We start from the raw sequence: 23,881 nt of genomic DNA on the forward strand, positions 1-23,881 counted from the left end.
CGGAACGCCGCCCGGAGCATGCTTGCTCCTACAAGGTTATTTGAGAACCCTGTAGGAGCGGGCGGTGTTCGATCAATAAAACATCAACCGCGTTTCTTCCAGATCGGCGCACATCGCCTTGTCGTCCGGATCGATCCCCAGCTTGACGAAGGCCGGTACGCTGAAGGGGTCGATTCGCGAGATCGGATGCTCGGTGTCTTTGAAGCAGTACAGGCTGGCCACCTGAACCAGGTCGACATAATCGATCTGCGCGGACTGTCGCTTGAAGTCCAGGTAAAGCTGCGGCACCTGCACCAGTGGTTCCGGAAACTCCCAAACGCGCAGCAGCTTGTCGCCGAGCAATGGGTGTATGCGGTCAATCACATGATTGAGGCTGACCGGATCGGACAGCAGTTCATAGTGATCTTCGGCATACGTCAGGATCGGCAAGATACCGATCTGGTGCACCAGCCCGCCAAGGGCCGCCTTGTCGGGCTTGAGCTGGGTGTAGTGGCGGCACAGCGCGTAGCTGACGCCGGCGATTTCCAGGCTTTTGCGCCAGACATCGCGCATTTTCTGTTCCACTACCTCGGAGCGGGCATGGAAAATCTGTTCCATGACCAGGCCGATGGCCAGGTTGCTGCTGTAGTTGATGCCCAGGCGCGTAATCGCCGTGTGCAAATCGGTGACTTCCTGCGCCGCGCGCAGCAGTGGGCTATTGACCACCTTGATCAGGCGTGCCGACAGCGCGGCATCGCGGCCAATCACTTTGCTCAGGCTACTGATACTGATTTCCGGATCTTCGGCGGCCTTGCGAATCTGCATGGCCACTTCCGGTAACGTTGGCAGAACCAGGTCATCGTTATCGATGGCCTCAACCAAATCCTGTTGGACCTTTTCCGCCAGCTCACTCATTACGCTTCTCTAGGTGTTGCAAAAAAGTACTGCGCTTAACGCTGGATTTCGCGATCGCGGTCCAGTTCGTACGGCAGGTCGAGCAAGTGCAGGGCCGGGCCGTCGAGGGCGCCCAGATGAATGTCGCCGCCTTCGGCTGCTTCCGCTTGCAACACGGCCAGCAGTTCGATGTGACCGGCAGCATTGGCGGCCAGCACCACTTCACCGATCGAGCTGCCGTGACTGGGGGCAAACAGTTGGGTGCCGGGCTCCGGTAGTTCGTCGGCAACCAGTTGCAGGCGATACAGGCGGCGCTTGAGTTTGCCCAGGTATTGCATGCGCGCGACGATTTCCTGGCCGGTATAGCAGCCTTTCTTGAAACTCACGCCGCCGACGGCTTGCAGATTGAGCATCTGCGGAATGAACAGCTCACGGGTGCTTGGCATCACTTGGCCGATCCCGGCCCGAACCTGGCCCAGAAGCCATTGATTGAGCTCCCCTTCGCTAAGTTGGGCGGACAGTTTGCCCTTGATGTCATCGGCTTGATCGGCCGCCACCCACAGCTCGGCGCGTTCGGGCGAGACGCGAATGGCGATCAAGCGGTCATTACGCACGACGCTGTCGGTGTCTTCCGGCAGTTCAAGGCCGAGGCTTTTCAAGGCCTCATCGCCTAGCTCGACGCCGAAGCGAACCCAGGCAGCGCTTTCATCGGTCAACTTGGACTTGGAAAACACCGCGTATTTTTTCAGGTCCGCCAATTGCGGTTCGAGTAATCCGCTGGCCATCGCCAGGAGTACGCCGTCCCCTTCAAGCAGGATGCGGAAGCTCGACTGCATCCGGCCTTTCTGCGTGCAACGCGCGCCAAGGCTGGCTCGGGTGTCGCTCAGGTAATTGAGGTTGCAGGTCAGTTGGCCTTGCAGGAACTTGCCGGCGTCCGCGCCGCGGACCGCCAGGACACCTTCATGAGACAGCGTGCAGAAAAAAGCAGAATCGGCCATGGGTCATCGCAGGGTAAAGAGTCTGGCGGACATGATAAGGGGCTGCCCTTGAAATGGGTAGTTCACAAAGGATCGTCCGTGCCCGACCAAAGCCGACTGTTCGATGAGGCGCGGCGCTGTATACTTGCGGCCTATTTGAGGAGCGCTCCATGGTCGAAGATGTTGAACTGAATCGCCTCTACTGGCACAGCCGCCGCGGCATGCTTGAGCTTGACGTGCTGCTGGTGCCATTTGTGAAAGAGGTTTATCCGCACCTCAACGATGTTGATCGCGCCTGCTACGTCAGGCTGCTCGAATGCGAAGATCAGGACATGTTTGGCTGGTTCATGGAACGCGCCGAATCGGAAGATCCGGAGCTTCAGCGCATGGTTCGCATGATCCTGGACCGTGTCCAGCCCAAGTAACGGGTTCGAATGCCGCTGGCACGCCTCGCGGCAGTTGCTGGCGGCGTATCTTGTGGCCCAGCTGTTCGCGTTGGGTTCGCTGTTTCTTCTCGCCATGCCACTCTGGGCCACTCTGCCCGGCGTTTTTTGCTGCCTGCTGCATGGTTTTTGGGTATTGCCGCGTCAGATCCTGTTGACGCGCCCGCAAGCATTTTGCGGTTTGCGGCGCGATGGCGATGGATGGCAGTTATGGAATCAGGCGCGGGGATGGCAGTCGGTGCAATTGCGCCCGGACAGCCTGGCATTGCCATTGGCGGTGGTGCTGCGTTTTCGCCTGCGGGGTGAGCGGCGCACCAGGACTGTTTGCGTGCCCCGGGATTCGCAGGCGGCGGATGTGCACCGACGCCTGCGGGTGCGGCTCAAGTTCACTCGGCGTAGGTGGACGGCACCAGGATAGTGTCCAGGGCAACCGGCAGCATCTTCGGATAATCGAGGGTGTAATGCAGGCCGCGACTCTCCTTGCGCTCCATCGCTGAGCGAATCATCAACTCGGCCACCTGGGCCAGGTTGCGCAACTCGATCAAGTCCCGGCTGACCTTGTAGTTGCTGTAGAACTCATCGATTTCGTCAAGCAGCAAGCGCACGCGGTGCTGGGCCCGTTGCAGGCGCTTGTTGGTGCGCACGATGCCGACGTAGTCCCACATGAATCGCCGCAACTCATCCCAGTTGTGCGCAATGATCACGTCTTCATCGGAATCGGTCACCTGGCTCGCGTCCCAGACCGGCAGGGCAGCGGGAGCCGACACCTGCGGCAACTGTTCCAGGATGTCAGTCGCTGCCGAGCGGGCGTAGACGAAGCACTCCAGCAAGGAGTTGCTGGCCATGCGGTTGGCACCGTGCAGGCCGGTGAAGCTGGTTTCGCCAATCGCGTACAGCCCTGGCACATCGGTGCGGCCGTGTTGATCGACCATGACGCCACCACAGGTATAGTGCGCCGCCGGAACCACCGGAATCGGCTGTTTGGTGATGTCGATGGAAAATTCGAGGCAGCGTTCGTACATCGTCGGGAAGTGCGACTTGATGAACGCTTCGGACTTGTGGCTGATGTCCAGGTACACGCAGTCGATACCCAGTCGCTTCATCTCATGGTCGATGGCCCGGGCGACGATGTCCCGCGGCGCCAGTTCGGCTCGGGGGTCGAAGCGCTGCATGAAGCGTTCGCCATTGGGCAGCTTCAGGTGTGCACCTTCTCCGCGCAAGGCTTCGGTGATCAGGAAACTCTTGGCTTGCGGGTGATACAGGCAGGTAGGGTGGAACTGGTTGAATTCCAGGTTCGCCACCCGGCAGCCCGAACGCCAGGCCATGGCGATGCCATCACCGCAGGCACCATCGGGGTTGCTGGTATAAAGGTAGACCTTGGCTGCGCCGCCGGTGGCAAGGATCACGAAGCGGGCGCCGTAGGTGTCGACTTCCCCCGTGCCGCGATTGAGCACGTAGGCTCCCAGGCAACGATCACCTTCCAGGCCCAGGCGCTTTTCGGTAATCAGGTCGACCGCGACTCGTTGCTCCAGCAACTCGATGTTGGGCCGTTGTTGGGCTTGGGTGAGCAGCGTTCGAAAAATCGCTGCGCCGGTGGCGTCGGCTGCATGGATGATGCGGCGATGGCTATGACCGCCTTCACGGGTCAGGTGGAACTCGAATCCACCGTCTTCAGTGCCGGACTGTTCGTCGCGGGTGAACGGTACGCCCTGGTCGATCAGCCATTGAATGGCCTCTCTGCTGTGCTCGACGGTGAAGCGCACGGCGTCTTCATGACACAACCCGCCGCCGGCGTTAAGGGTGTCATCGACGTGGGATTCGACGGTGTCGGTGTCATCCAGGACGGCGGCGACCCCTCCCTGGGCCCAGAACGTCGAGCCATTGGCGAGGTCGCCTTTGCTCAATACGGCGATGCGCAAATGACCCGGCAAGGTCAGCGCAAGGCTCAAGCCGGCAGCACCGCTGCCAATTACCAGGACATCGTGTTGAAACTGTTGGCTCATTTCAGGATTCCGCTCAAAGCGACCCGGGTCGGGGTAGGCGCCAGACATCTAGACAGGCATGCCCGGCAGCCGCACAGCCCACTAGTATATAGAGGGGGGGAGCGGCACAATAGCCGAGCCGATATGGCATTGTGAAACTACTGTGACGGTAAACTGGTGACGCTTCGTCGGATGTTTTTTCCACCGGTTCGGCTACAAGCGAACTGTATCGTGGATTTAACACTCTTTTTCGCTCCAGGGTTGCACAATGTCGGTTCTGCCAAGCTATAAATATTTGAACTTTTGCCAAAGGCCCAAGATCAATAGTCGGTTGCCTGAATCAAGGGACAGTGTCGGTTTCATCGCTGGATCGCGGTTGGGTCCTTGCCGGTCAAGCCGATGACAAGATTATTCGCGCAGCCGGGGAATCTCGCGCTGCGCTTTTCGTGCGTGCCGAATCAGAGCCCGCAGGAAACTTGCCTGGAGGGGGAGAACTTTTGCGAAAAGCCCGAGTCTATGTTTGCAAGCCCGGTCGTTTAGTAATGCAAGCCTCCTCCGAGCTTATCGAGGAGTGTTCATGCTAACCCAGGAAGAGGATCAGCAGCTGGTCGAACGCGTTCAACGCGGCGACAAGCGCGCATTCGATCTGCTAGTGCTGAAATACCAGCACAAAATTCTCGGGTTGATCGTGCGTTTCGTGCACGACACCCATGAAGCCCAGGATGTAGCGCAGGAAGCCTTTATCAAGGCCTATCGCGCACTTGGTAATTTTCGCGGAGACAGCGCGTTTTATACGTGGCTTTACCGCATCGCCATCAACACGGCGAAGAACTATCTGGTTTCACGCGGCCGTCGGCCGCCGGATAGCGATGTCAGTTCCGAGGATGCAGAGTTCTACGATGGCGATCATGGCCTGAAGGATCTCGAGTCGCCAGAACGGGCTTTGCTGCGGGATGAGATCGAAGGCACTGTCCATCGAACCATTCAGCAACTGCCAGAAGATTTGCGTACGGCGTTAACTTTACGCGAATTCGATGGTCTGAGTTACGAGGACATTGCGAGTGTCATGCAGTGTCCGGTGGGTACCGTGCGCTCCCGGATTTTCCGCGCCCGGGAGGCCATCGATAAAGCCCTGCAGCCGTTGTTGCAGGAAAACTAAAGACAGCGGCGACAGCCAAGAGAGGAACGCCATGAGTCGTGAAGCCCTGCAGGAATCGCTGTCCGCAGTGATGGATAACGAAGCGGACGAATTGGAATTGCGTCGGGTATTGAATGCCTGCGACGATGTTGAAACCCGTGAAACCTGGGCTCGTTATCAGATCGCTCGGGCGGTGATGCACAAGGAACTCCTGCTGCCACGCCTGGATATTGCCGCGGCTGTTTCTGCTGCATTGGCTGATGAAGCCGTACCGGCAAAAGCCACTCGTGGTCCATGGCGCAGCCTGGGTCGCCTGGCCGTTGCCGCTTCGGTGACACTGGCGGTACTGGCAGGTGTTCGTCTGTACAATCAGGACGAGATCGCTGGCGTTGAACTGGCGCAGCAATCCACTCAACCTGGCCTGGCTGTTCCACAAGTCAAGGGCCCGGCTGTTCTGGCAGGCTACAATGAGAATTCGGAAGCCACTGGCCCCATGGCCAATGGCGTATTGCAAGGTCAACCAGGCTTGAACGATCAGCGTCTGCCAGGCTACTTGCGCCAACATGCTCAACAGGCTGCACTGAAAGGTACTGAGAGCGCTCTGCCTTACGCTCGTGCAGCAAGCCTGGAAAACCGATAAGGAGGATCATGCGCGCCATACCTCTACTTACGCTATTGCTCAGTGGCTGGTTCGTTGTTCCAGCCCACGCCGATCAGGCTCAAGACTGGTTGACCCGTCTGGGCCAGGCCGAGCAGAAGCAAAGCTTTCAAGGTACTTTCGTCTACGAGCGTAACGGTAGTTTCTCTACCCACAATATCTGGCACCGTGTCCAGGATGGCCAGGTCCGCGAGCGTTTGGTCCAGCTCGACGGGTCCGCCCAGGAAGTCGTGCGCGTTGATGGAAAGACTCAATGCGTCAGCGGCAACCTGATGGCAGGGCTGGGAGATACTTCCAGCTCCGCTGCTCGTGCACTCGATCCACAGAAGCTCAAGAATTGGTATGACCTTGCTGTCATCGGCAAGTCGCGCGTGGCCGGTCGCCCGGCAGTGATTGTTTCGCTGACGCCGCGTGACCAGCACCGCTACGGTTTTGAACTGCATCTTGATCAACAAACCGGCCTGCCTCTCAAGTCATTGTTGCTCGATGACAAGGGACGGCTGCTGGAGCGCTTCCAGTTTACTCGACTCGATCCCGTCGCGGTCCCGACCGACAGTGACCTGCAGCCAGGCGCGGATTGCAAGGCGGTGAAGCTCGTTAGCGACAAGGCTTCGGCGGTCAAGGAGGCACGGGTCTGGCATTCGGACTGGTTGCCGCCTGGTTTTGAGCTGACCAGCAGTACGGTCCGCAAGGATCCCGAGACCAAGGCTCAGGTCAGCAGCTTGATGTATGACGATGGTCTGGCGCGGTTTTCAGTGTTCCTTGAGCCTTTGAGTGGGTCCGGGGCTGCCGATACACGCACTCAACTGGGGCCAACCGTTGCCGTTTCCCGGCGTTTGAGTACGCCTCAAGGCGAGATGGTTGTGACAGTGGTGGGCGAGATCCCCATAGGCACTGCAGAACGGATTGCGTTATCCATGCGCACCGACGCTACTGCAACCCAGCAGTGACGTGAAATCGAAATGTTTCGTGAGCATTTCAATTTGCAAATCCCTCCAATATTTTTTATAGGTCAGAGCCCCTCGGCTCTGGCCTTGTTTGTTGTTCCCGGAACAAAAATACCGGCGTATCTTTCTCGGTGTTCCTTGCTCCATATCGCTTAACCATGCTCGTCGTAACGGGAGCCGTATGTCGATACCACGCTTGAAGTCTTACCTCTCCATTTTTGCCACCGTGCTGGTGCTCGGTCAGGCGGTCGCCGTTCAAGCGGTCGAATTGCCTGACTTCACGCAACTGGTCGAACAGGCTTCGCCTGCGGTGGTGAATATCAGTACCACGCAAAAGCTGCCTGACCGCAAAGTGAACCAGCAGATGCCTGACCTCGAAGGCTTGCCGCCGATGCTGCGCGAGTTTTTCGAGCGTGGCATGCCGCCGCAGCCTCGGTACCCCCGTGGCGATCGTCAGCGCGAAGCGCAATCGTTGGGTTCAGGTTTCATCATTTCGCCTGACGGCTACATCTTGACCAATAACCATGTGATCGCCGATGCCGACGAAATCCTCGTGCGTCTGTCCGACCGCAGTGAAATGAAGGCCAAGCTCATCGGCACCGATCCTCGATCCGATGTGGCGTTGCTAAAAGTCGAAGGCAAGGATCTTCCGGTCCTGAAGCTGGGCAAATCCCAGGATCTGAAAGCCGGGCAATGGGTTGTAGCCATCGGCTCGCCATTCGGTTTCGACCACACCGTGACCCAGGGCATCGTCAGTGCCGTCGGCCGCAGTCTGCCGAATGAAAACTATGTGCCGTTCATCCAGACCGACGTGGCGATCAACCCGGGTAACTCGGGTGGGCCGTTGTTCAACCTCAACGGTGAGGTGGTCGGCATCAACTCTCAGATCTATACCCGTTCCGGCGGCTTCATGGGCGTATCGTTCGCGATCCCTATCGACGTGGCGATGGACGTTTCCAACCAGCTCAAAAGCGGTGGCAAGGTCAGTCGTGGATGGTTGGGTGTGGTGATCCAGGAAGTGAGCAAGGACCTGGCCGAATCGTTCGGCCTGGACAAGCCGGCCGGTGCGCTCGTTGCGCAGATCCAGGATGACGGCCCGGCTGCCAAGGGTGGACTGCAAGTCGGCGATGTGATCCTGAGCATGAATGGCCAGCCGATCATCATGTCCGCCGATCTGCCGCACCTGGTTGGCGCCTTGAAGGCGGGTTCCAAGGCTAATCTGGAAGTGATTCGCGAAGGCAAGCGCAAGAATGTCGAGCTGACGGTTGGCGCTATCCCGGAAGAAGGTAAGGAGCTGGACGACCTGCCGCTGTCGAGCATCGAGCGCAGCAGCAACCGCCTGGGCGTCTCCGTGGCGGAGCTGACGGACGAACAGAAGAAAACCTACGACCTCAAGGGCGGTGTGGTGATCAAGGAAGTCCAGGACGGCCCGGCATCGATGATCGGCCTGCAGCCAGGCGATATCATCACTCACCTGAACAATCAGGCGATCGGTTCGGCCAAGGAGTTCACGGACATCGCCAAGGCGTTGCCGAAGAACCGCTCGGTGTCAATGCGCGTGCTGCGCCAGAACCGTGCGAGCTTCATCACCTTCAAGCTGGCTGAATAAACAGCTGGTTCGCTAAATGAAAAACCGCCTCGAAAGAGGCGGTTTTTTTTGGGGGGGGCTTTCACCTGTCTCACGCCATTCCCTGTAGGAGCTGCCGCAGGCTGCGATCTCTTGATCTTGCTTTATTAAAATCAAAAGATCGCAGCCTGCGGCAGCTCCTACAGGTTGTGTGTTATCCGGGTTTTGTTGAAGCGTCAGCCCATCATGTCCTTGATCATGCGTTCCTGCTCCATCAGCTCTCGCTGGCGGGCATCGATTCGCGAGGCCAGCGGGAAATTGTTGCCGGCCTTGCGCTTGGCAAAATCGAGTTGCTGGATGGCCTGGCGATAGTCGCCCACCAGCGCAAAATACTCGGCTCGCGCCTGGTGCAGGCCGATGATGTTGCCTGACAGTCCGCGGGTTTCGGCAACCTGATACCACACGTCCGGATCGTCCGGGCGCGACTTGAGCAGGCCTTCGAGTGCTTTCTCGGCATCGGCGGCGCGGTTCTGTTTCAGCAGCAGGTCAACGCGTACCTGGTTCAGTGGATAATTGCCGGGGTATTGCGTCAGCATCCGGTCAACCCTGGACTGTGCATCCGGCAGGCGATTGTTGGTGATGTCCAAATCGACCTGGGCGAGGTTGTAGATAATCTCGTTCGGCGCCTTGGCCAGCAGCGGTTTGAGGTTTTCCCGTGCTTCGTTCAGTTGACCGCCTTTGATCTGCGCAATCGCAAGACCGTAGCGCGCCGCATCGTTTTTCGGATTTTCCTCCAGCAGGGCGCGGAAACGCTTGGCGCCCAGGCCTGGGGTTTCTTCGTAGATCAACTGAACCCGCGTACGAATCAACTGATAACGCAGGGTGTCTTCGATGCCGCCCTGGGGGGCCTGCTCGGCACGGTTACGGGTGTCGGCGATTCGCGATTCGGTCACCGGGTGAGTCAGCAAAAATTCCGGTGGCTTGGCGTCGAAGCGGTATTGGCGCCCCAGGCGTTCGAACATGGTTGGCATGGAGCGGGGGTCGTAGCCGGCCTTTTCCAGGTTGAGGATGCCGATGCGGTCGGCTTCCTGTTCGTTCTGGCGAGAGAATCGCCGCTGTTCCTGGATGGCCGCCGCCTGCGTGCCTGCAATCGCCGCAATACCGGCATCGCCGGCGCCGGCCGCGGCAATCACGATGCCGGCCAGCAACGCGGCCATCATCGGTACCTGCATGCGCTGCTGGGCCTCGACACCGCGGGCAAAGTGGCGCTGCGACAAGTGAGCCAATTCGTGAGCCAGTACCGAGGCATATTCGCCTTCGGTCTGCGCATTGAGGAACAGGCCGCCGTTGACCCCGACGATCCCGCCTGGGGCCGCGAACGCGTTGAGCTGTGGGCTGTTGATCAGGATGAACTCCAGGCGCCGGTCATTGACCTGGCTGGTCTCCACCAGGCGGTAGACGCTGGATTCAACGTAATCCTTGAGCTGCGGGTCGTTGAGCTGTGCTACCTGGCTGCGCAACAGGGCAAGCCAGGCGCGGCCCAACTGATACTCCTGTTGCGGCGAGACGATGGCAGAACTGGCGTCACCGAGTGACGGCAGGTCGTCGGCGAAGCCCGGTGAGGCGAGCAGGCAAGCGAGCGTCAGCAGGGTGGGGCGCAAAAAAGTCATGCACAAGGCCTTAGTCGACAAAGAGCTTACTGTAGCCGGACACCAGCCTTGCGACCAGATATTCTAGGCAGCTCAACCACCTGAACCGGAGTGATGCAATGATCGACGCTGTAGCCCATGACGTTGAACTCGACGCCAGTGGCCTCAATTGCCCGCTGCCGTTGCTCAAGGCCAAGATGGAGCTCAACCGGATGGCCAGTGGCGCGGTGCTCAAGGTCATTGCCACCGATGCAGGCTCGCAGCGTGATTTCCGCACCTTTGCCCGATTGGCAGGTCATACGCTGCTTCGTGAAGAAGATGAAGCGGGCATTTACCGTTACTGGTTGAAAAAAGCCTGAAACCTGCTGCGTTCGATCTTAAGGATTATTGATGTTCAAAGTGTTGCGCGACTGGATTCAGCGCTATTTCTCAGACGAAGAAGCCGTGGTTCTGGCAGTCCTGTTGTTCCTGGCATTTACCGCCGTGCTGACCCTGGGCGGCATGCTGGCGCCAGTGCTGGCGGGGATGGTGCTGGCTTACCTGATGCAGGGCCTGGTGGTGAGCCTGGAACGAGTGCGCGTGCCGGGCGGGGTCGCGGTGGGGCTGGTCTTCGCCCTGTTCATGGGATTGCTGCTGGTGTTCCTCGTGGTCGTGGTGCCGTTGCTCTGGCATCAACTGATCACGTTGTTCAACGAATTGCCCGGCATGCTCGCCAAGTGGCAAACCCTGTTGCTGCTACTACCTGAGCGCTATCCGCATCTGGTGTCCGATGAGCAGGTGCTACGGGCCATTGAAGCGGCGCGGGGCGAGATCGGCAAGTTTGGCCAATGGGCGCTGACGTTTTCGCTGTCGAGCCTGCCGTTGCTGGTCAACATCATGATCTACCTGGTGCTGGTGCCGATCCTGGTGTTCTTCTTTCTCAAGGACCGGCAAATGATCGGCCAGTGGGTGCGCGGCTACCTGCCCCGTGAGCGCGCGCTGATCACCCGCGTCGGCCGCGAGATGAACCGGCAGATCGCCAACTACATTCGTGGCAAGGTCATCGAGATTTTCATTTGCGGCGGGGTGACCTACATCGCCTTTGTCGTCCTCGAACTCAACTACGCGGCCCTGCTGGCCTTGTTGGTGGGCATCTCGGTGGTCGTGCCCTACGTCGGGGCGGTGGTGGTGACCGTGCCGGTGTTCCTGATTGCGCTGTTCCAGTGGGGCTGGAGCGATCAGTTCATCTATTTGATGGCGGTCTACGGGATTATCCAGACGCTGGACGGCAACGTGCTGGTGCCACTGTTGTTCTCGGAAGCGGTAAACCTGCATCCAGTGGCGATCATCTGCGCGGTGTTGTTGTTTGGCGGGCTGTGGGGGTTCTGGGGCGTGTTCTTCGCGATTCCCCTGGCGACGCTGTTCAAGGCCGTATTGGATGCGTGGCCGCGCAAGGAGCCGATCGTGGCGCCGCTGCTTTAACGATCATCCCCGATCATTTCGTGGGGCTGATGGCCTCTTCCCGAGCAGGCTCGGTCCCACAGTTGATCCGCTTAACTGTGGGAGCGAGCCTGCTCGCGAAAGCGTCAAGACAGGCATCGAAGAAATCAGGCCTTGTTCAATGCCTGGGCCGCCGCGAGAACCGCATCCACATGCCCCGGTACCTTCACGCCACGCCATTCCTGGCGCAACACACCATCTTTGTCGATCAGGAACGTGCTGCGATCCACGCCCATGTATTCCTTGCCATAAAGCTTTTTCAGCTTGATCACATCAAACAGCTGGCACAGCGCTTCTTCCTTGTCGCTGATCAGTTCGAAAGTGAATGCCTGCTTGGCCTTGAAGTTCTCGTGGGACTTGAGGCTATCGCGGGACACGCCGAACACCTCGGTGTTGGCGGCCTTGAAGGCGTCCAGCTGGTCGCGAAAGCCCTGGCCTTGGGTGGTGCAGCCCGGTGTGCTGTCCTTGGGGTAGAAGTAGATCACTACCTGCTTGCCCTTTAGATCTGCGAGACGAACGGTTTGCCCGCTGGTGGCGGGTGCTTCGAAATCGGCAACCGGTTGGTCGAGTGCAACGGCCATGATGTTTCCTTACATTGGGTTCTGTGGGCGCCACGGTTCGATCAGGGCATCGAGGTTCAGCGCGTCGGCAAAGTCCAGGAACTGGTCGCGCAACCAGCTGATTTGCACGCCGGCCGGCAAGGTCACGGTAAACGTGGCATTGAGCATGGTGCCGCCGGTCTGGGGTGCCTGGTAGGTGTCACAGGTCAGGTTTTCCAGTTCGACGTTGTGGTCCATGAAGAACTGGCACAGCTCGTTGATGATGTCCGAGCGGTAGGCAGAGCTGACATACGCCACGTAGGGCAGGGCCTGGGGACGGTTCTCCAGGGCAGCGCTGCGCACCACGTTGACGGTAAAGGCGTGCCGTTTTGCCAAGGTCGGCAGGCTGCCCTCCAGGCGAGCCAGGGCGTCCCAGGTGCCGGAGATTTCGAGGACCAGCGCACTGCACTCGCCATGACGCGTCAGGCGGGAGGTGACCACGGCGCAGCGATTTTCATGGCTGGCGCGGCACAGGACGTTAGTCAGCTCCATGGGGTTGGCGCCGAGGGCACTGATGACAAGGAATTGTTCGCGAACTGTGGGGGTGGACATGCAGCATTCCTAAAGCGATGAGCGGTCGGTACTTCTATCGGCTGGTTTTGCCGGGAGCGAGCCTGCGCATGCGAATCATCAAAGCCCCGGGCACAAGGTCACAACGTGGCTCCAGAGTGGCAGGAGCGGGGGTGGCAACGCTGGATCGGGGGCTTGAGATGTCGAAAATGGAGGCGCGAACCCGAAATACGAGCTTAGCAGTATCGATCAAAGTCTGAAGGGTAGCGAAAAGCAGCGCCAAGGGGAATGGCGGCAGCGCAGTACTTCGCTTGTGCAAGCATCTTGGCGCCAGTACCATTACGGCTCTCTTTTTCCGGCAGGAGCGGTTGCATGATTGCGGGCAGTATGGTGGCACTGGTCACACCCATGGATGCACAAGGTCGTCTCGACTGGGACAGCTTGAGCAAACTGGTGGACTTTCACCTGCAAAACGGCACCCACGCCATCGTGGCGGTCGGCACCACAGGTGAATCGGCCACCCTTGATGTGAGCGAACACATCGAAGTGATCCGTCGCGTAGTCAAGCAGGTCAACGGTCGCATTCCGGTCATCGCCGGCACCGGCGCCAACTCGACCCGCGAGGCGATCGAGTTGACCACCAATGCAAAGACCGCGGGCGCCGATGCCTGCCTGCTGGTCACGCCTTACTACAACAAGCCGACCCAGGAAGGCCTGTACCAGCACTTCAAGGCGATCGCCGAAGCCGTCGACATCCCGCAGATCCTCTATAACGTGCCAGGCCGCACCGCCTGCGACATGCTGGCCGAGACCGTGATTCGCCTGTCGAGCGTCAAGAACATCATCGGTATCAAGGAAGCCACCGGCGACCTGCAGCGCGCCAAGGCCATCATCGATGGCGTCGACAGCAACTTCCTGGTGCTCTCCGGTGACGATGCCACCGCGGTCGAGCTGATCCTGCTGGGCGGCAAGGGCAACATTTCGGTGACGGCCAACGTCGCCCCGCGTGACATGGCCGACATGTGCATCGCCGCGCTGAACGGCGAAGCCGAGAAGGCGCGCGCCATTCACCAAAAGCTGATGCCACTCAATAAAACCCTGTTTATCGAGTCCAATCCAATTCCCGTGAAATGGGCGCTGCATGAGATGGGCCTGATGCCGGACGGAATCCGTCTGCCGCTCACCTGGCTCAGCGCTGAATGTCACGAACCGCTGCGGCAGGCCATGCGCCAGTCCGGCGTCCTGGTTTAATTGAGGAAGTACAACGCATGAAGCGAATGGCCGGACTTTCCGCACTTGCCCTGATCATCTCCAGCACCAGTGGCTGTGGATGGGTCTGGGGCCCGGAAGGTTATTTCCGTGACCGTGGTAGCGATTACCTGGAAGCGCAACAGACTGCACCCATGCAATTGCCGCCGGATGTCACCACCGCCAAGCGTCTGGATCCGCTGCTGCCGATTCCGCGCAACGTCGCCGATGACACCGCCAAGGGCGAATACATCGTGCCTCGTCCGCAGCCGTTGTCGGCCGCGGCCGACGCCAGTGCCTACTCCCTGCAAAAGAGCGGCGATTCGCGCTCGATCCTGGCGCAGAACCCGCCGGCGGAAGCCTGGCCCGTGGCCGTACAGTTCTTCCAGGACAACGGTTTCCGCCTGGACGAACAGCGCCCGCAAACCGGTGAATTCACCACGACCTGGCAGCGTTCCGACGAACTGTCGGCTGCCATGGCCAAGCGCCTGAGCGCGGCCGGTGTCGGCACCGACAGCGAAACCCGCGTACGGGTGCGCATCGAGCCGGGCGTACAGCGCAATACCAGTGAAATCTACGTGGTCAGCGCCGAGCGTCCTGCCGGCAGCACTGCCGATGTCGCCTTCACCAACCGTTCGGTCAACACCGGCCTTGACGCGGCACTGGTCGACGACATGCTGGCAAGCATGAGCCGCATTTCCGAGAAGGGTGGTTCGGTCTCCATGCTGGCCTCTCGCGATTCCGACGCGCCAAGTCGCGTCAGCCTCAGCGAAGACGGCAGCGGCAACCCGGTGCTGAACGTCGGTACCGACCTGGATCGTGCCTGGTCGAGCGTCGGTCGTGCGCTGGAGCAGGGCGAGTGGCGCGTTGAAGACATCAACCGCAGCCTGGGCCTGTACTACATCAACCTCGCTGAAAAAGCCGAGAAGAAGGACGACAAGCCCGGGTTCTTCAGCGGCCTGTTCGGCAGTGCGCCGAGCAAGGAAGAAGTCGAGTCCCGTGCCGAGCGCTACCAGGTTCGCCTGAGCAAGGTGGGCGACAGCGTCCAGGTCACCGTCGAGAAAAACATCAATACCGTGGCGCCGGCTGACGTGGCGCGCAAAGTGTTGAGCGTCATTCAGGACAACCTGGGCTGATCACATGCGTTTTGCCGTTCTCGGCAGCGGTAGCCAAGGGAATGGCACGCTGATAGCCAGCGCTGATACGTATGTGCTGGTGGATTGTGGTTTCTCCCTGCGGGAAACCGAAAAACGCTTGCTGCGCCTGGGTGTAGATCCTGCGCAGCTAAGCGCGATACTCGTGACCCACGAACATGCCGACCACGTGCATGGCGTGGGTTTGCTGTCTCGGCGTTACAATCTGCCTGTCTACCTCAGTCGCGGGACCCTGCGCGGGATGCGCAAGCCGGTCGAGCCCGCGGGCTTGCTGGCCGGGGGCGAACAACTGCAGATCGGCGACTTGAGCATCGAGGTCATTGCCGTGGCCCACGATGCGCAGGAGCCGACACAATACGTTTTCAGTGACGGTGAGCGGCGCTTCGGCCTGCTGACCGACCTGGGCTCGTATTGCGACAAGGTGCTATACGGCTATCGCGACCTCGATGCATTGATGATCGAGGCCAACCATTGCCGGGACATGCTGGCTCGCGGTCATTATCCGTACTTTCTCAAGCAGCGGGTGGGCGGTGAGCTGGGACATTTGAACAACCATCAGGCGGCATTCCTGGTGTCCGAGTTGGGCTGGAAAGACCTGCAACACCTGGTCCTGGCCCATCTGAGCAGCAAGAACAACCTGCCGCGGCTGGCCCGGCAATGTTTTGTCGACACCCTCGGGTGCGACCCGGACTGGCTGCAACTGGCCGATCAAGATTCAGGGCTCGACTGGCGACACATCGCCTAGCCCACCTACTTAGCAAGCGGAGCCCATCATGGAAAAACGTGAAGAACTGTACCGCGGCAAAGCCAAATCGGTTTACAAGACCGACGACGCTAACCGCTTGATCCTGCTGTTTCGCAACGACACTTCGGCGTTCGACGGCAAGCGCATCGAACAGCTCGACCGCAAAGGCATGGTGAACAACAAGTTCAATGCCTTCATCATGCAGAAACTCGAAGCCGCCGGCGTGCCGACTCAATTCGACAAGCTGCTGGGCGACAACGAATGCCTGGTGAAGAAACTCGACATGATCCCGGTTGAGTGCGTCGTGCGTAACTACGCCGCCGGCAGCCTGGTCAAGCGCCTGGGTGTTGAAGAGGGCATGAAGCTCAACCCTTACACCTTCGAACTGTTCCTGAAGGACGACGCCAAGGGCGACCCGTTCATCAACGAATCCCACGTCGTGGCGTTCGGTTGGGGCACTGCCGAGCAACTGGCGCGCATGAAGGAGCTGTCGCTCAAGGTCAACGAAGTGCTGACCAAACTGTTTGACGACGCCGGCCTGCTGTTGGTCGACTTTAAACTGGAATTCGGCGTGTTCCACGACGGCTCCATCGTCCTGGGCGACGAATTCAGCCCGGACGGCTGCCGCCTGTGGGATAAGGCCACCATGAAGAAGATGGACAAGGACCGCTTCCGCCAGGGCCTCGGTGACGTCATCGAAGCCTACGAAGAAGTCGCCAACCGTCTGGGCGTACCGCTTTAATCGACGCAAGCATCTGATAGCACAGAAAAAATTACGAAAGAGGGTTTGCTTTCGGCAAAAGTGTTGTTATGATGCGCGCCGTTGGAGAGATGCCAGAGTGGCCGAATGGGACGGATTCGAAATCCGTTGTACCTTCACCGGTACCTAGGGTTCGAATCCCTATCTCTCCGCCATTACTTAGAAAAAGCCCCGTAGCTGAAAAGCTGCGGGGCTTTTTTGTTTTTGTTGTCTCGTCCTGAATTGGGTTCACAGCCTGCCTTCCTATCAGGAAGCTGCTCAGCAGAGCAGCTTCGTTCTAACCGGCCCGCCTTACGGTTGCGAATGGCCCAGTTCTTTTTTGATCAGGTCATATACGTCCTTGTGTGTGGAATTGTGCAGGGATTTTTCTTTGCAGGCCGATGCCAGGAAATTTCTCACTTCGTCCTTGGCGTGAGGATAAAGACCGACGACGTAATCGGCTTCATGCGTTTCGGTGCAGTTGAAGTACCTGTCGTCTTTCGCTTTGTCTCTAGCCATTGAAATGCTCCTTTTGTGTTTGAAGGTTGTCGTCCGGACCGTTTTTGCCCGAAGCCTCCTGAGCTTAGGGGGATGTAGCTGTCCCGCCAGAGGCGCGATGAAATCAGGAAGGGGCTGTAGGACCCGGCGCGTGAGCCTGTTGGCATTAAACGCAAATCGCTTGAGGCATTCGTTCAGTCGCGTAGACACCGCTTGTTACACCTCCCTAAACTGTCGATTGTTTTTGAGCGGGGTCAATGGATGAATCGCAACGAGCTACGCAAGGCTGACATCAACCTGATGGTGGTGTTTGAAGCGCTGATGCTGGAACGCAACGTCACCAAGGTGGCTAAGAAGTTGTTCCTCGGTCAGCCGACCATCAGTTCGGCGCTCAACCGCTTGCGTACCATGTTCAACGATCCGTTGTTCATACGTGTCGGCCATCGCATGGAGCCCACGGCGCGGGCTGAGGAGATCTTTCGGCATTTGTCGCCGGCGCTGGATTCGTTGTCGGTGGCGTTGAGCCTGACCCATGATTTCGACCCGAGCAGCAGCACCATGACTTTTCGTATCGGGATGTCCGACGATGTCGAGTACGGCCTGTTGCCGCCGTTGCTGCGGGCATTGCGCCAGGAAGCGCCGAAGGTGGTGTTCGTGGTGCAGAATGTCGATTACTGGCGTATTCCCGACTTGCTGGCGTCTGGTGATATAACGGTCGGCGTCAGCCAGACCCGCGGTCTTCCAGCCAACGCCAAGCGCAAATTGTTGCGGCATATCCAGCCCAGCGTGTTACGAGCCGATGCCAGCGATACACCGCTGACGGTCGATGAATACTGTTCGCGCCCTCATGTGCTGGTGTCCCATATTGCCAACGTCAGTGGCTTCGCTGACGAGTGGTTATCTGCAATCGGTCGCTCGCGCCAGGTGGTGCTCTCGGTGCCGCAATACAGTTCATTGCCGGCCTTGCTCGCCGGTACCGATCTGCTGGCCAGCCTGCCGGATTACACGGCAGAGGCCATGGCGGCGTCCGGTCAGTTGTTCAAGGAGCCGTTTCCGTTCAAGACGCCGACCCTGGAGTTGTCCATGGTCTGGCTCAGCCACGTCGACAGCGACCCTGCCGAGCGCTGGTTGCGCTCACGACTTGAAGCCTTCATGGGCGAGCGCAATCTGTTGTCGCTGCCCCAGTGAACAAGGTGGCGCTGTGCTATATGTAAGAATTTGCCCCAACCCATAGGAGTGATGTCATGCCTCACCTGCACCTTGAATACACCGCCAACCTGCCTGAGCTGAACGCCGATGTTGCGTTGATGCGCCTGAACAATACGCTGGTGGGGTCCGGGCAGTTCGGTGCCGAATTCGACATCAAGAGTCGCGCGGTGAAGCTCGAGACGTTCAGGGTCGGCACGGCATTGGCCGAGCGGGCGTTCGTGCATGTGAAGCTTGCGATACTGAGCGGTCGCTCGGAGCAGATCAAGAAGCAGCTGTCTGAAAGTCTGCTGGCAGTGGTCAGGGATCTGTGTGAATGGCCGGCAGGGGTAGAGGTGCAGCTGTGCGTGGAGATTCTCGATATCGATCGGGAATCATATTCGAAGACATCTGTTGGTCACTGAGCCGTATCGCGTCATTGGTCAGGTTGACCAGGTGTCTCTAAACCAAAAGCGGATCACGACTCATGGCCGGTATTCGGAAAGTTGCTCAGCTGGGCTACTCATCGCAAGCTGGAACCTATGCCAGGGGGCGCCCGAGCTATCCAGGTGAGCTGGTTAGCTGGCTTAGAGAGGCACTTGAGATTCATCCGGGATCGACGGTTGTTGATTTAGGCGCCGGCACCGGTAAATTCACCCAGTTGTTGGGATCAATGGACATCGATGTCGTAGCGGTCGAGCCCATAGAAGCGATGCGATCCGAGTTTGCCAGGAATCTACCGCACATCACGATCCTGGAAGGAACAGCCGAATCTATTCCGCTCAACTCCGGAGCAGCGCAAGCACTGGTATGCGCCCAAGCCTTCCACTGGTTTGCAGATGAAACGGCCCTTGCCGAGATACACCGAGTGCTTAAGCCAAACGGTCGGCTGGGCTTGATCTGGAACGTGCGTGATGAGTCGGTGGACTGGGTTGCAGCCATTACCGAGATCATTACGCCGTACGAAGGCGATACTCCACGCTTTCATACCGGTGACTGGAAGTTGCCATTCACGGGGCGTTACTTTTCTGAACCCGAACTTACCTGTTTCCCGTACACACATTCAGGTGGCGTCAACGAAGTCATCATCGACCGAATTCTGTCGGTGAGTTTTATCGCCGCTCTTCCACCTGCCGAAAAGGCGAAAGTATCCGCACAGTTGCAGAAGCTGATCCAGACTCACCCGTCCCTTTGCGGGCATGAAACTATTGAGTTTCCGTATCAAACCCAAGCTTATCTGTGTCGCCGTTTATAGAGAGAACGCTCCAGTAATTGAGCGTTGCTGGGTGCGCCGGTGCTTTTACGCTTGCGCACAGGCCGCGATCACTTGCTCACGTAACCAGGTGTTGGCGCTGTCCTGATCGGTGCCTTGGCGCCACTGCATGTCGAGGGTGAATCCGGGCAAGCCATCGGGCGCTTCACAGCGTTCGAAGGCGTTCTCATCGGCCAGCAATTGCTGGATGCGTCGGGGCAGGGTGAGGAGAAAGTCGGTGCCGCTGATCATCTTCAGGGCCGCGCCGTAGCTGTTGGCTCGCGCGACTATCTGGCGTTGCAGGGCTTGCTGGGCCAACCAGCCGTCAACCATGTTGCTGGTGGATGTCCAGGGTGTCGGAAACACATGCCGGCGCTCGATGAAGGTTTGCAGGCCCAGGCGTGGTTGCGACGGGGCCGCACGACGGTCGAAGACGCAGACGAAGTCATCTTGCAGCAACGTGTGCACATTGAAGTCAGCGTGCCTTCGATGGAAGTCCGGGCCGAAACCGATTGCCAGATCGAGGCTACCATCGCGCAGTGCCTGGGCCGGGATGTCGGTTTCGAGCCTGTGGACATTGACCGTCACTGCATGCTCGAAGCGCGCGAAGCGTTTCAACAGGTGGGGTAGAACCAGTTGCTCGAAGTATTCCGGTGCACAGAGATTGAAAACCGTCGGCTGCATGGACGGATCGAACGCTGACGCACTGGCATGGCACAGGTTGATGCTGTCGAGGATCTTCAGCACGTGGGGGTACATGCTGTCGGCCTTATAGGTGGGGCGCATCCCGGTGCGGGTATTGATGAACAATTCGTCTTCAAACCCGGCGCGCAGTTTTTTCAGGCAGTAACTCACGGTGGACTGGCTGACACACAGCGCTTCGGAAACGCCGGAGACGCTGTTTTGCTCATACACGGCGACGAATACCATCAAATCCTGCATGTCGAGCTTTCGTAGCACGTTACTGTTCAGCATCCTTTCCGGCTCATGCGCAAACTTGTGCGAACGATCCTAAAGCAATGAGGGCAGCAGGAGAATCTTTCGCAGGCATGCGAAGCGCGCTGCGAGTCAGTGCATGTGCCTGGCGTAGTGCCGTGGATCGAAGCGCAACGCCATCATGATCATCAGTGCCATGGCCCCGGTGAGTGACCACCAGGCCCATTCGAAAGTGCCGAACTGATCGCGGATCATCCCGGCAACCAGCGGCGAGAGGCCGGCGATCAGATAGCCGATGCCTTGCACGAACGCCGTGAGCCCACCCGCGCGCCGGGGATCGTCCAGATGATCCAGCGAGACAATCAGGCTCATCGGGAACAGTCCGCCTATTCCCAGCCCCAGCAGGCATGGCCACAGAAGGCCGAGATGTTCGGGGCTCAGGATCAACCCGCAAAAGCCAGCCATGATCAGCGCCAACAGCACCACCAGCACCAGGCGTCGATCACGGCTACGGTTGGCGATGGCCGGAGTCAGCAGGCCGGACAACACCTCCATGGCGGTCAGGAAGCCCAACAGCAACCCGGCGTTTTCTTCACTCCAGCCTTTTTCTACGTAATACGGTGCCAGCCAAGCCAGTATGCAGGTGTAGGACGCGGTGCCCAGCCCGAAAAAAGCCGCGAGCAACCAGGCGCGTGGATGGCTGAAGAACGAGCGGTTGCTCGTGGAAGCCGGCATCGGCGCCCCCGCTCGATGGCTGCACCAGAACAGCAGTGCGATCACGGCCAGCACCGCCCAGATCGCCAGGCCGATGCGCCAACTGCCTGTACGGACCATCACCAGCGGGGCGAAGGCGGCCGCAATGGCGGCACCGCCCATGATCGACGTGACGTAGAGCCCCATGCACAGGGCCACGTTGTCGCTGAATCGGGATTTGATCAGCGTCGGCATCAGTGCCTGGATCAGGGCGATGCCGATGCCGGCGAGCACGGCGCTGAGGATCAGTTCCAACGCAGTATCGAGGAACAATCGCGCAGCCGTGGCCAGGCCGATGACCACCAGCGACAGTACGACCGTGCGGTGCTCACCGAGGCGTTGGCTGACTGCCAGTCCAAAGAACATCGCCAGCCCCATGGTCATGACCGGCAGCAGGGTCAGCAGCGACGCGAGACTGAAACTCAGCGGGATATCGCCGCGAATCGCCGACAGTAAAGGTCCGACGGCGGCCATGGAGGGGCGCAGGTTGAGGGCGACCAAAATGATGCTGAACATTATCCACAGGGCGGGGCGGGAGGTTTCGCGAATGTTTTCCATAGTCGGACCTTGATGAATCAGGAGCCGATTAGGCGCGAATGGTTGGCAGGCGGCAAATCAGAAAGTCTTGCGCATTATCGGGAAATTAAATACGGCGGTCATCAGCATGACTTGCAGCCTTCAGATGCTCAGAAGTTCGAGCTTGCTGAACAAGACCTGAACGATTCTCAAATAAGTAGAAAGTTTCATCGTGCATTAGGTTGGCAACCAATCGTTGGCTTCTTTTTCACGAAAAATTGATAGTCGGATGCCTAAAGTTAGTGTTGTCGCGATAAATGAAATTTTCACATTTATCGAAGGCACTTCTTTTCAGGAACAGTCGATCACCATGTTGAAGATTAAAGCCGTGCGCCCGGAGTGGGTGACACTGATTGCCAGCGCCTTTTTATTGACTGCCTTCAATTTTGTATTGTGGCAGCACCTTTTCGAAATCACCATCGCGGACGGTAAAGGCATCGTCATGCGTGTGGCGTTCGGTGCGATGATCCTTGCGGCTTTCAACATTATCCTGACCCTGCTGGCGTTCCGGCCGGTGCTCAAGCCCGTGCTGACCCTGCTGTTCATGATCAGTGCGGGCGTCGCATATTTCATGGGCCAATACGGCGTCTTGATCGACATCGGCATGTTGCGCAACTTCGCTCAAACCAATGCAACGGAAGTCCGCGACTTACTATCATTCAAATTGCTTGCGTATATCGTTTTTCTCGGTGTGTTGCCCTCCTGGTTGTTGTGGAAGACGCCGGTTAGTTATCGCCGCTGGCATCGCGAGTTATTGAGCAAGATACTCGTGACTTTTGCCTCGGCGGCGGTCATTGGTGGTGTCGCGCTGATTAACTATCAGGGGCTTTCTTCACTGTTTCGCAATCACCATGAGCTTCGCCTGATGGTGGTACCCAGCAACTACATTGGTGCCTTTTCCGGTTACTTGCGCGAGCAGGTCGCATCAGCGCGCCAGCCCTTCGTCAAGATCGGTGAAGACGCGCAACGCAACCCTGCCCTGCAAAACCATGATCGCAAGTCCCTGACGGTTCTGGTGGTCGGTGAGAGTGCCCGCGCCGAGAACTTCGGCATCCTCGGCTATAACCGCGACACCACGCCGAAACTGGATAAGGAAGCCGGGTTGATCGCGTTTACCGACGTGAAGTCTTGCGGTACTGAAACGGCGGTGTCGGTGCCTTGCATGTTCTCCAATATGGGGCGCAAGGGTTACAACGCGAGCAAGGCCAAGAACGAAGAAGGCCTGCTGGATGTACTCAAGCATGCGGGCCTCGATGTGATCTGGCGTGACAACCAGTCTGGCTGCAAAGGCACCTGCGATCGCGTCACCCTCGACGACGTCAGCAATTTGAAGGACCCGGTGCTGTGCGCCAACAGTGAATGCCGCGATGAAATCCTGCTGCAAGGTTTGCAACATTTCATCGATACCCTGGACAAAGACACAGTACTGGTATTGCACCAGATGGGCAGTCACGGTCCGGAGTATTACAAACGCTATCCGAAGGAATTCGAGCACTTTACCCCGGTCTGTCAAAGTAATGCACTGAACAACTGCAGCCGCGAAAGCATCATCAATGGTTATGACAATACGCTGGTGTACACCGACCATGTGCTGTCGACCCTGATCGATCTGTTGCGCAGCAACCAGGACAAAGTTGATACCGCGATGCTGTATCTGTCGGACCACGGCGAATCCCTGGGCGAATACAACTTGTTCCTCCATGGCACGCCTTACATGCTGGCACCGGAACAACAGAAACATGTGGCGATGCTGGCCTGGTTCTCCGACAGCTATCAGAAGTCGTTCTCGGTGGACACCCATTGCCTGCAAATGAGCCGTGAAAAGCCCTTGAGCCAGGACAACCTGTTCCATTCGATGCTGGGGCTGCTGGAGGTCAACAGCAAGGTTTATAACCAGGACCTGGATATGTTTTCCGGGTGCCGCAGGGCGGCGATCGATGGCGTACTGGCCAAAGATTGAGTGCTGCGTTCTC

General features: G+C 58.6%; 26 protein-coding genes and 1 tRNA gene. 18 read left to right on the top strand and 9 right to left on the bottom strand.

Annotation, left to right across the window (positions count from 1 at the left end):
* Positions 1–72 precede the first annotated feature (72 nt).
* Together PG5_RS14060 and PG5_RS14065 are read right to left on the bottom strand one after the other, a co-directional pair.
* On the bottom strand, positions 73–894 hold the full coding sequence (locus PG5_RS14060) for an HDOD domain-containing protein (RefSeq protein WP_020797793.1): 822 nt from the start codon (positions 892–894) through the stop codon (positions 73–75).
* Positions 895–929: 35 nt separating this feature from the next.
* Positions 930–1,871 carry a folate-binding protein YgfZ gene (locus tag PG5_RS14065; RefSeq protein ID WP_020797794.1) on the bottom strand — a complete coding sequence of 314 codons (942 nt, stop codon included), beginning with the start codon at positions 1,869–1,871 and terminating at the stop codon, positions 930–932.
* Positions 1,872–2,020: 149 nt separating this feature from the next.
* On the opposite strand from PG5_RS14065, the gene PG5_RS14070 reads away from it, so the two are divergent.
* Positions 2,021–2,275 (top strand): succinate dehydrogenase assembly factor 2, encoded by a 255-nt coding sequence (locus PG5_RS14070; protein ID WP_020797795.1) that lies wholly within the window; start codon positions 2,021–2,023, stop codon positions 2,273–2,275.
* Positions 2,259–2,711 carry a protein YgfX gene (locus tag PG5_RS14075; RefSeq protein ID WP_042955419.1) on the top strand — a complete coding sequence of 151 codons (453 nt, stop codon included), beginning with the start codon at positions 2,259–2,261 and terminating at the stop codon, positions 2,709–2,711. Before PG5_RS14070 ends, PG5_RS14075 begins: the two co-directional genes overlap by 17 nt.
* Here PG5_RS14075 and nadB read toward each other — a convergent pair.
* The gene (gene nadB / locus PG5_RS14080; protein WP_020797798.1) at positions 2,680–4,296 is read right to left on the bottom strand and encodes an L-aspartate oxidase; all 1,617 of its coding nucleotides are present in this window, start codon (positions 4,294–4,296) and stop codon (positions 2,680–2,682) included. The two genes, PG5_RS14075 and nadB, sit on opposite strands and share 32 nt — an antisense overlap.
* Before the next feature lie 556 nt (positions 4,297–4,852).
* Here nadB and rpoE point away from each other — a divergent pair.
* The 4 genes from rpoE (at position 4,853) to PG5_RS14100 (ending at position 8,627) form a co-directional block, all read left to right on the top strand.
* Entirely contained in the window at positions 4,853–5,434 is a 582-nt protein-coding gene (gene rpoE, locus PG5_RS14085) for an RNA polymerase sigma factor RpoE (RefSeq protein ID WP_003172477.1), read from the top strand.
* A gap of 31 nt (positions 5,435–5,465) precedes the next feature.
* Entirely contained in the window at positions 5,466–6,053 is a 588-nt protein-coding gene (locus PG5_RS14090; protein ID WP_020797799.1) for a sigma-E factor negative regulatory protein, read from the top strand.
* A gap of 8 nt (positions 6,054–6,061) precedes the next feature.
* Positions 6,062–7,021 (top strand): MucB/RseB C-terminal domain-containing protein, encoded by a 960-nt coding sequence (locus PG5_RS14095; RefSeq protein WP_020797800.1) that lies wholly within the window; start codon positions 6,062–6,064, stop codon positions 7,019–7,021.
* Between the two features lie 178 nt (positions 7,022–7,199).
* Positions 7,200–8,627 (top strand): DegQ family serine endoprotease, encoded by a 1,428-nt coding sequence (locus tag PG5_RS14100; RefSeq protein ID WP_020797801.1) that lies wholly within the window; start codon positions 7,200–7,202, stop codon positions 8,625–8,627.
* A 194-nt stretch (positions 8,628–8,821) separates the two neighbouring features.
* On the opposite strand, the gene PG5_RS14105 is transcribed toward PG5_RS14100, so the two are convergent.
* Positions 8,822–10,255, bottom strand: coding sequence for a M48 family metalloprotease (locus PG5_RS14105; protein ID WP_020797802.1), 1,434 nt, complete (start codon positions 10,253–10,255; stop codon positions 8,822–8,824).
* A gap of 98 nt (positions 10,256–10,353) precedes the next feature.
* On the opposite strand from PG5_RS14105, the gene PG5_RS14110 reads away from it, so the two are divergent.
* Together PG5_RS14110 and PG5_RS14115 are read left to right on the top strand one after the other, a co-directional pair.
* The gene (locus PG5_RS14110; protein ID WP_020797803.1) at positions 10,354–10,593 is read left to right on the top strand and encodes a sulfurtransferase TusA family protein; all 240 of its coding nucleotides are present in this window, start codon (positions 10,354–10,356) and stop codon (positions 10,591–10,593) included.
* A 31-nt stretch (positions 10,594–10,624) separates the two neighbouring features.
* The gene (locus PG5_RS14115; protein ID WP_020797804.1) at positions 10,625–11,695 is read left to right on the top strand and encodes an AI-2E family transporter; all 1,071 of its coding nucleotides are present in this window, start codon (positions 10,625–10,627) and stop codon (positions 11,693–11,695) included.
* A 125-nt stretch (positions 11,696–11,820) separates the two neighbouring features.
* On the opposite strand, the gene PG5_RS14120 is transcribed toward PG5_RS14115, so the two are convergent.
* Positions 11,821–12,294: a peroxiredoxin gene (locus PG5_RS14120; RefSeq protein ID WP_008055978.1), complete on the bottom strand. Its 474-nt coding sequence runs from the start codon at positions 12,292–12,294 to the stop codon at positions 11,821–11,823.
* A gap of 9 nt (positions 12,295–12,303) precedes the next feature.
* The gene (locus PG5_RS14125; RefSeq protein WP_020797805.1) at positions 12,304–12,864 is read right to left on the bottom strand and encodes a glycine cleavage system protein R; all 561 of its coding nucleotides are present in this window, start codon (positions 12,862–12,864) and stop codon (positions 12,304–12,306) included.
* A gap of 330 nt (positions 12,865–13,194) precedes the next feature.
* Between PG5_RS14125 and dapA the strand changes: the two genes are divergently transcribed.
* The 5 genes from dapA (at position 13,195) to PG5_RS14150 (ending at position 16,884) form a co-directional block, all read left to right on the top strand.
* Positions 13,195–14,073 carry a 4-hydroxy-tetrahydrodipicolinate synthase gene (gene dapA / locus PG5_RS14130; protein ID WP_020797806.1) on the top strand — a complete coding sequence of 293 codons (879 nt, stop codon included), beginning with the start codon at positions 13,195–13,197 and terminating at the stop codon, positions 14,071–14,073.
* A 17-nt stretch (positions 14,074–14,090) separates the two neighbouring features.
* On the top strand, positions 14,091–15,206 hold the full coding sequence (bamC, locus tag PG5_RS14135; RefSeq protein WP_020797807.1) for an outer membrane protein assembly factor BamC: 1,116 nt from the start codon (positions 14,091–14,093) through the stop codon (positions 15,204–15,206).
* Between the two features lie 4 nt (positions 15,207–15,210).
* On the top strand, positions 15,211–15,969 hold the full coding sequence (locus PG5_RS14140) for an MBL fold metallo-hydrolase (RefSeq protein WP_020797808.1): 759 nt from the start codon (positions 15,211–15,213) through the stop codon (positions 15,967–15,969).
* A 28-nt stretch (positions 15,970–15,997) separates the two neighbouring features.
* On the top strand, positions 15,998–16,711 hold the full coding sequence (gene purC / locus PG5_RS14145; RefSeq protein ID WP_020797809.1) for a phosphoribosylaminoimidazolesuccinocarboxamide synthase: 714 nt from the start codon (positions 15,998–16,000) through the stop codon (positions 16,709–16,711).
* Between the two features lie 83 nt (positions 16,712–16,794).
* Positions 16,795–16,884 (top strand) — tRNA-Ser (locus tag PG5_RS14150).
* Between the two features lie 136 nt (positions 16,885–17,020).
* On the opposite strand, the gene PG5_RS14155 is transcribed toward PG5_RS14150, so the two are convergent.
* A complete protein-coding gene (locus PG5_RS14155; protein ID WP_020797810.1) occupies positions 17,021–17,227 on the bottom strand; it encodes a hypothetical protein in 207 nt (68 codons plus the stop codon).
* 240 nt (positions 17,228–17,467) lie between these two features.
* On the opposite strand from PG5_RS14155, the gene PG5_RS14160 reads away from it, so the two are divergent.
* The 3 genes from PG5_RS14160 (at position 17,468) to PG5_RS14170 (ending at position 19,646) form a co-directional block, all read left to right on the top strand.
* A complete protein-coding gene (locus PG5_RS14160; protein WP_020797811.1) occupies positions 17,468–18,394 on the top strand; it encodes a LysR family transcriptional regulator in 927 nt (308 codons plus the stop codon).
* 56 nt (positions 18,395–18,450) lie between these two features.
* Positions 18,451–18,816: a 5-carboxymethyl-2-hydroxymuconate Delta-isomerase gene (locus tag PG5_RS14165; RefSeq protein WP_020797812.1), complete on the top strand. Its 366-nt coding sequence runs from the start codon at positions 18,451–18,453 to the stop codon at positions 18,814–18,816.
* Positions 18,817–18,878: 62 nt separating this feature from the next.
* Entirely contained in the window at positions 18,879–19,646 is a 768-nt protein-coding gene (locus tag PG5_RS14170) for a class I SAM-dependent methyltransferase (protein ID WP_020797813.1), read from the top strand.
* Between the two features lie 45 nt (positions 19,647–19,691).
* Here PG5_RS14170 and PG5_RS14175 read toward each other — a convergent pair whose 3' ends face one another.
* Both PG5_RS14175 and PG5_RS14180 read right to left on the bottom strand, forming a co-directional pair.
* Complete coding sequence (locus PG5_RS14175) at positions 19,692–20,618, bottom strand: LysR family transcriptional regulator (protein ID WP_020797814.1); 927 nt, start codon at positions 20,616–20,618, stop codon at positions 19,692–19,694.
* Between the two features lie 93 nt (positions 20,619–20,711).
* Positions 20,712–21,890, bottom strand: a complete 1,179-nt coding sequence (locus PG5_RS14180) for a cyanate transporter (protein ID WP_020797815.1) — start codon at positions 21,888–21,890, stop codon at positions 20,712–20,714.
* Positions 21,891–21,902: 12 nt separating this feature from the next.
* On the opposite strand from PG5_RS14180, the gene PG5_RS34195 reads away from it, so the two are divergent.
* Together PG5_RS34195 and PG5_RS14185 are read left to right on the top strand one after the other, a co-directional pair.
* A complete protein-coding gene (locus PG5_RS34195; RefSeq protein ID WP_020797816.1) occupies positions 21,903–22,130 on the top strand; it encodes a hypothetical protein in 228 nt (75 codons plus the stop codon).
* An 88-nt stretch (positions 22,131–22,218) separates the two neighbouring features.
* On the top strand, positions 22,219–23,868 hold the full coding sequence (locus tag PG5_RS14185) for a phosphoethanolamine transferase (protein ID WP_042955420.1): 1,650 nt from the start codon (positions 22,219–22,221) through the stop codon (positions 23,866–23,868).
* Positions 23,869–23,881: the final 13 nt, after the last annotated feature.

Origin of the sequence: Pseudomonas sp. G5(2012) (assembly GCF_000408945.1) — a bacterium.
Lineage (GTDB): Bacteria > Pseudomonadota > Gammaproteobacteria > Pseudomonadales > Pseudomonadaceae > Aquipseudomonas > Aquipseudomonas umsongensis.